This is a genomic window from Pseudomonas sp. NPDC085632 (assembly GCF_044541255.1).
In the GTDB taxonomy this organism is placed as follows: domain Bacteria; phylum Pseudomonadota; class Gammaproteobacteria; order Pseudomonadales; family Pseudomonadaceae; genus Aquipseudomonas.
Genome location: NZ_JBITSX010000060.1, coordinates 27,105 through 36,767, shown reverse-complemented (window position 1 = coordinate 36,767; position 9,663 = coordinate 27,105). Strand labels below are relative to the sequence as shown.

Below are 9,663 nucleotides of genomic sequence, written 5' to 3'. Positions count from 1 at the left end.
ACTGTTAGGCTTCGGCGAGCAGTCGGTTGTAGATTACCTTGGTGTCTTTTTCACTGCAGAAGGGACAGTGCATGGTGGCTGGCAACAAAAAAAGGGAGGGCCATGGTAGCGCATCCCGGTGGCAAGACAAGCCATAGGCTTTGCGGTATACAGAACGGCATGATCGTTTGATCCATGGATTTCATTTTGCTGGAGCATCCAATGCCGTTACGTCCGCTCGTTTTGCTCAGTTTTTTCAGCCTGCTGGTGGCCTGTGGCAGCGATGCACCCAAGCCCCAGCCGCCAACGCCTGGCCCTGCGCCGCAGCAAGCGCAGAAAAAAGCCAAAGAGGCTGCTGACCTCGGCCCGCTGCCGGCCTATCAACGGGAACTGAGCGGCACCCTGCAAGGCGTGCCGGCCGGTGCCGAAGTCGAACTGGCGCTGCTGGTGATCGACGAAAAGGATCGCCCGCAACAATTGCTCGCCAGTTCCAGCCTGATCGGCAACAACCAGATCCTGCCGTTTCGCCTGCGCTTCAACCCGGACGCCTTCCCCGCCGGTGCGCGAGTTGAGCTGCGCGGTCGCGCCAGCCAGTCCGGCCAGTTGATCCTGCATCTGCCGTCGCAGACCATCACTCAGCCGACCACTCAGGCGTTGGGCCAGCTGCAATTTGTCAAAGCACCATGAATGCACCGCACGACCTGCAACAGGCGTTAGGTGAATTGCTCGGCGACGCCAGACTCAAGGTCTGTGCGTTGCCGGACACCGATTTGCAGCTGTGGCTGATCGATGGCGACAACATGGATCGCGAGTTCAGCCAGGAAGAAATCCAGCGAATTCTGCACGAGCCACCGTATTGGGGTTTCTGCTGGGCCAGTGGTCTGGCGGTGGCGCGTTATCTGGCAGAGTTTCCCGAGTGGGTGCGCGGCAAGCGTGTGCTGGATTTCGGCGCAGGTTCCGGGATTGCCGGGATTGCGGCGGTCAAGGCCGGGGCGCTGGAAGTGGTGGCGTGCGATCTCGATCCGCTGGCAATTGCCGCGTGCCGGGCGAATGCCGAGCTTAATGATGTGCAAATGAGTTATTCGACGGATTTCTTTGCCGAGGCGGATCGGTTTGATCTGATTCTGGTGGCGGATGTGTTGTATGACCGGGCGAATCTGCCGTTGCTCGATGCATTTTTGAGCCGTGGCCGCGAGGCGTTGGTCGCGGATTCGCGGGTTCGGGATTTTCGCCATCCGTTGTATGAACGCATTGAAATGCTTGAGGCGATGACGTTGCCGGATCTGGCTGAGCCTGAGGAATTTCGGCATGTCAGCCTGTACCACGCGCGGCGCTAGCCAAAAGCATCGCTGGCAAGCCAGCTCCCACAGTGACCGAGTCGAACCAACATTTCGTATACGACACAGAACCCTGTGGGAGCTGGCTTGCCAGCGATGGCGTCCTGCCTAGCGATACACCTCTCAAATCTGCCCCGCTTCCGGCCACACCCCGCCAAGCCGTATAGTTGCCCCATCCACGCTTCTACGAGATCCCCCATGAGTGAGCAAACGCCGTACATCTTCGACGCCACGACGGCCGATTTCGACCAGTCGGTGATCGAGGCCTCTTTCAACAAACCGGTGCTGGTGGATTTCTGGGCCGAATGGTGTGCGCCGTGCAAAGCGTTGATGCCAATGCTGCAAGGCATTGCCGAGAGCTATCAGGGCGAACTGCTGCTGGCCAAGGTCAACTGCGACATCGAGCAGGACATCGTCGCCCGTTTCGGTATTCGCAGCCTGCCGACCGTGGTGCTGTTCAAGGACGGTCAACCGGTCGACGGCTTTGCCGGTGCACAACCGGAATCCGCTGTGCGCGCGCTGCTAGAGCCGCATGTGCAGATGCCGCCACCCGCTGCGGCCGATCCCTTCGAGCAGGCTCAGGCGTTGTTCGATGACGGCCGTTACGCCGACGCCGAAGCGGCGCTGGTGGTGATGCTCACTGAAGACAACACTAACGCCAAGGCGCTGATCCTCTACGCGCGCTGCCTGACCGAACGCGGCGAACTGGACGAAGCGCAGACCGTACTCGACGCGGTCAAAAGCGACGAACACAAAGCCGCGCTGGCCGGGGCCAAGGCGCAGATCAAGTTCCTCGGTCTGGCACGCGATCTGCCTGATGCCGCTGACTTGAAAGCGCGTTTGGCGAAAGATCCGCAGGACGATGAAGCGGTGTATCAACTGGCGATCCAGCAACTGGCGCGTCAGCAGTACGAAGCGGCGCTGGAGGCGATGCTCAAGCTGTTTATCCGCAATCGCAATTATGCCGAAGGGTTGCCGCACAAGACGTTGCTGCAGGTGTTTGAGTTGCTGGGCAATGATCATCCGCTGGTCAGCGTTTACCGCCGCAAGATGTTTGCTGCGCTTTATTAAGATCAAAAGATCGCAGCCTTCGGCAGCTCCTACATTGGGACCGTGTACACCCTTGTAGGAGCTGCCGCAGGCTGCGATCTTTTGCGGTTCACTCGATCCAGCTGTAGAGCGGCGTATCCCCGCCACTCACAACTTTCACGTCCGAACTGTGGCGCAAGCGAACCAACAAGCGCTTGCCCGCCGCCGCGCTGCCGGTCAAGCCTTCCAGTTGATCAAGCAGATCCGGCCCGCTGAGTTGCCCGGCCTTGCGCAACAGGTCCTTGGCCACCTGCCATAACGCATCGTCCTGATTCAGCGGTTTCGCCGTCGGAACCGCCACCGCAGCTTCAGATTGAGCAATCGGGGCCTGCCCACTCAGCGCCGAACCGAGCTTCGCCCAGTCGCTGTCATCCAGTTCCACTGTCAAATCCACCGGCAGGTCGCCGACGGTTCCACGTATCCGCAACATTGCGTTCGCTCCTGCACTTTTCTGACCTGCATGCTCCCACGGGACTTGTGCAACGCCAAGCGCACGGGCAAACTCTGCGCACTTTCGTTATAAGATTACATAACAAACTCTTCACTTTACTTCCCGGAGACCGCCATGCGTCGTCTGCTGCTCGCTTTGCCGTTTGCCCTGTTGCCGCTGGCCATCGCCCACGCGGCTGATGAGCATGACCACGATCACGATCATGAACACGGCAGCCTCGGCGCGCATGAACATGGTGTTGGCCGTCTGAATGCCGCACTCGATGGTCAGACCCTGGAGCTGGAGCTGGAAAGCCCGGCGATGAACCTCGTGGGTTTCGAACACGTTGCGACTTCGGATGCCGATAAAGCCAAAGTCGCCGCCGCCCGTGCGCAACTGGAAAAACCGCTGGCCCTGTTCAGCCTGCCCGCCGCTGCCGGTTGCAAAGTCGTCAGTCAGGAACTGGAAAGCCCACTGTTCGGCGATAAGCCGGATGCCGACGATCACGACGACGATGAAGCGGACAAGGACGGTCACGAGCATCACCACGACCACAGCGAAATCCACGCGCACTATCAGTTCAACTGCGCCACACCGGGCGCGCTGAAGACTCTGGATCTGGCGAACGTCTTCAAGACCTTCCCGGCGACCCAGAAAATTCAGGTACAACTGATCAGCGCCAGCGGCCAGCAAGGTACCGAAGTGACGGCCAAGGCTGCCGCGCTGAAATTCTGATCACACCGAAAATCCCCTGTAGGAGCTGTCGAGTGAAACGAGGCTGCGATCTTTTGATGGTAAACAACCAAGATCAAAAGATCGCAGCCTCCGGCAGCTCCTACAGGGGTCCGTGTCCAACCATGAAACTGGTGCCATGACCCAAGCACTCATCGAACTGTCCGACCTGGGCTTCAACTGGCCCGGTCACCCGCCACTGCTGGACATCCCGGCGTTTCGTCTGGAAGCCGGCGAAACCCTGTTCCTCAAAGGCCCCAGCGGCAGCGGCAAGACCACCCTGCTCGGCCTGCTCGGCGGTGTGCAGAAACCCGGTCGCGGCAGCATTCGCCTGCTTGGCCAGGAACTCACCGAACTCTCCGCCGGCGCCCGCGACACCTTCCGCGTCGATCACACCGGCTATATTTTCCAGCAGTTCAACTTGCTGCCATTCCTCTCGGTACGCGAGAACGTTGAGCTGCCGTGTCACTTCTCGAAACTGCGTGCGCAACGGGCGAAACAGCGCCACGGCAGTGTCGATCAAGCCGCCGCCACGCTGCTCGCCCACTTGGGATTGAAAGATGAAAGCATCCTCAGCCGTCGCGCCGATTCCCTGTCGATCGGCCAACAACAGCGGGTCGCTGCCGCGCGTGCGTTGATCGGTCAGCCAGAACTGGTGATCGCTGACGAACCGACCTCGGCACTGGATTACGACGCCCGGGAAAACTTCATTCGCCTGCTGTTCGCCGAATGCCGCGAGGCCGGATCGAGTCTGCTGTTCGTCAGCCACGACCAGAGTCTGGCACCGCTGTTCGACCGTCACCTGTCCCTGGCCGAACTCAATCGCGCCGCCACGTCTGCCGAGGTCTGAGATGTATCTGTTTCGTCTGGCCATGGCCAGCCTGGCCAACCGCCGCTTTACTGCACTGCTCACCGCATTTGCGATCGCCCTGTCGGTCTGTTTGCTGCTTGCCGTTGAACGAGTACGCACCGAGGCCAAAGCCAGTTTCGCCAGCACCATCAGTGGCACCGACCTGATCGTCGGCGCACGCTCCGGTTCGGTGAACCTGCTGCTGTACTCGGTGTTCCGCATCGGCAATGCCACCAACAACATTCGCTGGGACAGCTTCGAACACTTCGCCAACAACCCGAAAGTGAAGTGGGCCATTCCGATGTCCCTCGGCGACTCCCATCGCGGTTATCGGGTGATGGGCACCACCGAAGCCTATTTCGAACATTACCAGTACGGTCGCCAGCAGCACCTGGCACTGGCCGACGGTCGTGCGTTTGCTACCGATCCTTTTGAAGTGGTGCTCGGCGCCGAAGTGGCCGACGCGCTGCATTACAAACTCGGTGACAAACTGGTGCTGGCCCACGGCGTGGCGGCGATCAGCCTGGTCAAGCACGACGACAAACCGTTCACCGTGGTCGGCATCCTCAAGCGCACCGGCACACCCGTGGATCGCACCTTGCACATCAGCCTCGGCGGCATGGAGGCGATTCATATCGACTGGCACAACGGCGTACCGGCGCGTGGCAATGGACGGATCAGCGCCGATCAGGCGCGCAACATGGACCTGACGCCGCAAGCGATCACCGCATTCATGCTTGGCCTCAACAGCAAGATTTCCACGTTTGCGCTGCAACGCGAGATCAACGAATTCCGTGGCGAGCCGATGTTGGCGATCCTGCCGGGCGTGGCCTTGCAAGAGTTGTGGAGCCTGATGAGCACCGCTGAAAAAGCGTTGTTCGTGGTTTCGCTGTTCGTGGTGCTGACCGGGTTGATCGGCATGCTCACGGCGATTCTCACCAGCCTCAATGAACGTCGGCGCGAGATGGCAATTCTGCGTTCGGTCGGTGCGCGGCCGTGGCACATTGCAAGTCTGCTGGTGTTGGAGGCTTTTGCTTTGGCGCTGACCGGGGTGATTGCCGGCGTTGCGTTGTTGTACATCGGTATCGCCGCCGCGCAGGGTTATGTACAGGCCAATTACGGTTTGTACCTGCCGCTGGCGTGGCCGAGCGAGTATGAATGGACACTGCTCGGTGGCATTCTGGCGGCCGCGCTGCTGATGGGCAGCGTGCCGGCCTGGCGCGCTTATCGCCAATCATTGGCCGATGGCCTGTCGATCCGTTTATGAGGATGTTCACCATGCCCCGCGCCGCACTCGCGCTGCTGTTGCTGATCGCCCTGCCCGTGTGGGCCGCGGCGCCGAAAGACCTGACGTGGTCAGAGATGATTCCGCCGGACGCCGCGCCGGAAGTGCCGAACATGACCCCGCTGCATGACATGTCGAAGATGAGTGATGCGCTATCGGCGGAGTCCGCGCCAGCGGCCAAGCAGGACCTGCCGAACGCGCCGGTGGTGCAGGCACTCGACGGGCAGAACATCCGCTTGCCGGGCTATATCGTGCCGCTGGAAGTCAATGAAGAAGGACGCACCACGGACTTTTTGCTGGTGCCGTATTTCGGCGCGTGCATCCATGTGCCGCCACCGCCGTCGAACCAGATCGTGCATGTCAAAAGCGAGTTGGGCGTGAAGCTTGATGAGTTGTATCAACCGTACTGGGTCGAGGGACCGTTGCAGGTCAAGGCATCGAGCAGTGAGCTGGCGGATGCCGGGTATCAGATGGATGCCGACAAGATTTATGTGTATGAACTGCCGGAGTAATTCCCGGTAGTTTTGTACTGTCTGTAAAAGCCCCATCGCTGGCAAGCCAGCTCCCACAGTGATTGAGTCGTTCACAAATTTTGTGCTCACCAACAAAACCTGTGGGAGCTGGCTTGCCAGCGATGGGGCCGGCCAAGGTTCCGCAAAAATCTGCCGCTTCACTGTTTCATTGAGCTGAGTCAAAAGACCGTATCAGTTGGCTTCGTACCATAGGACATCAGAAATTTTTAACGTCCTTTGGAGCCCCCATGAACAAGTCCTTGCTCAGCGCTTCGCTGTTTGCCCTCGCGCTCGCAGCCCCGCTCGCCCACGCCCATGAAGCCGGTGACATTCTCATTCGTGCCGGTGCGATCACCGTCAACCCGAAGGCCGACAGCTCCAGCGTCAAGGTCGATCAGGGTCCGTTGAGCGGCACCAATCTGGGCGGCAAGGCGACCATGAGCAGCGACACCCAACTGGGTCTGAACTTCGCCTACATGCTCACCGATCACGTCGGCCTCGAACTGCTCGCAGCCACGCCGTTCGAGCACGACGTCAAGCTCAAGGGCACTGCCCTGCCAGCGGCCAATGGCAAGCTCGGCACCCTGAAACACTTGCCGCCAACCCTCAGCGTCGTCTACTACCCACTGGACTCGAAGTCGCCGTTCCAGCCGTATGTCGGTGGCGGCATCAACTACACCTGGATCTACGACGAACACGTCGGCAGCGAAGCCAGCGCCAACGGCTTCAGCAACTTCAAGGCGAAAAATTCTTGGGGTCTGGCCTGGCAGGTCGGCGCCGACTACATGCTGACTGACAACATCATGCTCAACGCCCAAGTGCGTTACATCGACATCGACACCCGCGCCACCGTCGAGAACAACGCCGTTGCGCCGGGCACTCGCGCACGGGTCAACGTGGATGTGGATCCGTTCATCTACATGGTGGGTTTGGGCTATAAGTTCTAAGTCGAGTTATCGAACGTTCACGTGGTGGTGAATGAGGCTTGGTGGTGAGCAGGCATAGAACTGACGGCGACATTACGCAGTTGATCGGGGGATAACATCCCCTCGCCACAGGAGTAGCGACATATATTCCGGCCGTGAAAAAGGCGCCTGTTGAAGGGCGCCTTTTTCATGCCTGCCTGAAATGCGTGGTGAGTTTGAGATCTATCCCCCTCACCCCAGCCCTCTCCTCCAAAGGGGCGAGGGGGAAAGGGAGCCGGTTTGTGTGCTCTGCAAAACTGAGCTCGACTCGATATCTCACGTCGGCGTATTTCTCACAATCACCTCGGTCAGTCCCCTCTCCCTCTGGGAGAGGGTTAGGGTGAGGGGCTCTTTTCAGGAACGCCCCAACAACCGCGCCAAACCCACGCTCATCGGCGTCTGCTGTGGCAGTTTGAAGCGCTCCAGCAAGCGAGCGTTGTTCGCCCGCGAATGACGGATGTCACCAGAGCGCGCCGGGCCGTAGCTGACGGGCGGCAGTTCACCGACCACCGCTTTCAGCGCTTCAAGCATCTGCTTGAGGCTCATCGACTCATTCCAGCCGACGTTCACCGGGCCGACTTCCACCTCAGGCTTTTCGATCCCCTGCACCAGCAGATCGACCAGGTCTTCGACATAAAGAAAATCACGCGTCTGCTCACCGTCGCCAAATACAGTAATCGGCAGACCTTTCTGCGCGCGCTCGCTGAATATGCTGATCACCCCGGAGTACGGCGAGGAAGGATCCTGACGCGGCCCGAAGATGTTGAAGAAGCGGAAAATCACCGGCTCCAGGCCATGCTGGCGGCGATAGAAATCGAAATAATGCTCGCCCGCCAATTTGTCCGAGGCATAAGGCGTCAGCGGCGCTTTGGGCGTGTCTTCATCAATCGACTCGCCCTCGCCATTGTTGCCGTACACCGCTGCGCTGGAGGCATACAACACACGTTTGACCCCGGCCAGACGCATGGCTTCGCAGACATTCAGCGTGCCGATGAAATTGCTCTGGTGAGTCTTCACCGGGTCATCCACCGACGCCTGCACCGACGCCACGGCCGCCAGGTGACCGACAGCGCTGCAACCTTGCATGGCCTTGGCTACCAACGCCGCATCGGCGACATCACCGACAATCAGCTCGACCTTTGGATTGTCCAGCGGCAGGTTGCTGCGCTTGCCCGTCGACAAATCGTCGAGGATGCGCACCGAATAGCCTTGAGCAAGCAAGGCATCAGTCAGGTGCGAGCCAATGAAACCAGCTCCGCCGGTGATTAAAACTGTCCCTTCAGCCATGACGGTAGAACCTATCCAGTAAGCCCGGGAGTGCGGCACGCCAGGCGCGCGGCTTGATCCCGAAAGTGTGCAGAATTTTTTTGCAGGCCAGCACGGCGTGTTGCGGCTCTTCGGCAGCGTCCGGCCGCGCGGCATGAGCCTGAGCAGTCGGCGCTTCGATAGCCAGGGCGTGCAGGCTGCGTGCTTCGGTCAGAATCGCCTGGCCCAGCGCCAGCGGTGTGGTCGCTTCGTGGCCGGCGTAGTGATAAGTGCCCCACAGTGGCGCGGCGCAATCGAGTTGCTTGAGCACCGAGATGATCACTCGGGCGGCATCGTCGACCGGGGTCGGATTGCCGCGGCGGTCATCGGCCAGCAGCAATTCTTCCGGTTGCTCGGCGCGGGCGAGGAAGCGTCCGAGGGTACCGTCAGGGCTGTCGTCAAGCAGCCAGCCGAAACGCAGCAGTACATGCTGCGGGCAAGTCGCGCGAACGCTCTGTTCGATGCGCCACAACGCCTGACCACGCAGGCCCAACGGCACCGGTTCGTCCTTTTCGCTGTACGCCGTGGCTCGCGAACCATCGAAAACCCGATAACTGGAGGGCTGCACGAGGACGATGTTGTGGTGCTGGCACAATTCGGCCAGACGCTCGATCGCGCGCTCCTGCCCGGTCATGCGGGTTTCGCTGACGGCCTCGGCCTGGAACCAGTCGAAATAGTAGGCGAGGTTGATCAACGCGTCGGGACGGGTGTCGTCGAGCAGTTGCGTCAGGCTCGCGGCATCCCAGCCGTTTTCGGGCGGGCGGGGGGCGAGGAAACCGATGTCTTCCTCCGCACCGAGGCGAATCAGCGCCTGCCCAAGGGCATTTCCGCCGCCCAGTAACATAAGGCGCATTCGCATAGAGTCAGCAGGCCCAGTCTGATTGGAACGATGGCTTTAGCGACGGATCTCGTGGAACCGTCGTCGATAATTACCGGAATCGTTGCATTTTGCGGGTTTAGTGCGCAACCGTCATCCGTAAAGTGTACATCCCCGGGATTTGTGTCATGGCCACTAGCCCCTTCGCTGGCAAGCCAGCTCCCACAGGGTTCAGTGCTGACCACAAATTCTGTGAACCACCGCAATCCTTGTGGGAGCTGGTTTGCCAGCGATGAGGCCCTGCCAGACGCTGAAGATCCTGAGCGGTACTTGCATCTTCCCACCCGCGCCCGCATAACTTA

The 9,663-nt window shown here is 60.1% G+C and carries 11 protein-coding genes; 8 read left to right on the top strand and 3 right to left on the bottom strand.

The annotated features are described in order from the left end of the window. Positions 1 to 201 precede the first annotated feature (201 nt). From ACIF4X_RS26385 to trxA, 3 genes are all read left to right on the top strand, one after another. A complete protein-coding gene (locus ACIF4X_RS26385; RefSeq protein ID WP_397484326.1) occupies positions 202 to 666 on the top strand; it encodes a YbaY family lipoprotein in 465 nt (154 codons plus the stop codon). Further along, positions 663 to 1,316: a class I SAM-dependent methyltransferase gene (locus ACIF4X_RS26380; RefSeq protein WP_397484325.1), complete on the top strand. Its 654-nt coding sequence runs from the start codon at positions 663 to 665 to the stop codon at positions 1,314 to 1,316. The genes ACIF4X_RS26385 and ACIF4X_RS26380 overlap by 4 nt, the downstream gene beginning before the upstream one ends. Positions 1,317 to 1,514: 198 nt before the next feature. Further along, the gene (gene trxA, locus ACIF4X_RS26375) at positions 1,515 to 2,387 is read left to right on the top strand and encodes a thioredoxin (protein WP_397484323.1); all 873 of its coding nucleotides are present in this window, start codon (positions 1,515 to 1,517) and stop codon (positions 2,385 to 2,387) included. Between the two features lie 88 nt (positions 2,388 to 2,475). On the opposite strand, the gene ACIF4X_RS26370 is transcribed toward trxA, so the two are convergent. Then, positions 2,476 to 2,835, bottom strand: coding sequence for a hypothetical protein (locus tag ACIF4X_RS26370; protein WP_397484322.1), 360 nt, complete (start codon positions 2,833 to 2,835; stop codon positions 2,476 to 2,478). Positions 2,836 to 2,970: 135 nt separating this feature from the next. On the opposite strand from ACIF4X_RS26370, the gene ACIF4X_RS26365 reads away from it, so the two are divergent. The 5 genes from ACIF4X_RS26365 to ACIF4X_RS26345 all read left to right on the top strand — a co-directional run bounded on the left by ACIF4X_RS26365 (position 2,971) and on the right by ACIF4X_RS26345 (position 7,161). Continuing rightward, positions 2,971 to 3,570 carry a DUF2796 domain-containing protein gene (locus tag ACIF4X_RS26365; RefSeq protein WP_007910957.1) on the top strand — a complete coding sequence of 200 codons (600 nt, stop codon included), beginning with the start codon at positions 2,971 to 2,973 and terminating at the stop codon, positions 3,568 to 3,570. A gap of 136 nt (positions 3,571 to 3,706) precedes the next feature. Then, positions 3,707 to 4,417 carry an ABC transporter ATP-binding protein gene (locus ACIF4X_RS26360; protein WP_016984101.1) on the top strand — a complete coding sequence of 237 codons (711 nt, stop codon included), beginning with the start codon at positions 3,707 to 3,709 and terminating at the stop codon, positions 4,415 to 4,417. A 1-nt stretch (position 4,418) separates the two neighbouring features. After that, a complete protein-coding gene (locus ACIF4X_RS26355) occupies positions 4,419 to 5,684 on the top strand; it encodes an ABC transporter permease (protein ID WP_397484321.1) in 1,266 nt (421 codons plus the stop codon). Positions 5,685 to 5,695: 11 nt separating this feature from the next. Continuing rightward, positions 5,696 to 6,214 (top strand): DUF3299 domain-containing protein, encoded by a 519-nt coding sequence (locus ACIF4X_RS26350; RefSeq protein ID WP_397484319.1) that lies wholly within the window; start codon positions 5,696 to 5,698, stop codon positions 6,212 to 6,214. A gap of 248 nt (positions 6,215 to 6,462) precedes the next feature. Further along, the gene (locus ACIF4X_RS26345) at positions 6,463 to 7,161 is read left to right on the top strand and encodes an OmpW family protein (RefSeq protein WP_007910962.1); all 699 of its coding nucleotides are present in this window, start codon (positions 6,463 to 6,465) and stop codon (positions 7,159 to 7,161) included. Between the two features lie 372 nt (positions 7,162 to 7,533). On the opposite strand, the gene ACIF4X_RS26340 is transcribed toward ACIF4X_RS26345, so the two are convergent. Then, positions 7,534 to 8,466: an NAD-dependent epimerase/dehydratase family protein gene (locus ACIF4X_RS26340; protein ID WP_397484318.1), complete on the bottom strand. Its 933-nt coding sequence runs from the start codon at positions 8,464 to 8,466 to the stop codon at positions 7,534 to 7,536. Further along, complete coding sequence (locus tag ACIF4X_RS26335) at positions 8,459 to 9,343, bottom strand: sugar nucleotide-binding protein (protein WP_397484316.1); 885 nt, start codon at positions 9,341 to 9,343, stop codon at positions 8,459 to 8,461. The genes ACIF4X_RS26340 and ACIF4X_RS26335 overlap by 8 nt, the downstream gene beginning before the upstream one ends. Positions 9,344 to 9,663: the final 320 nt, after the last annotated feature.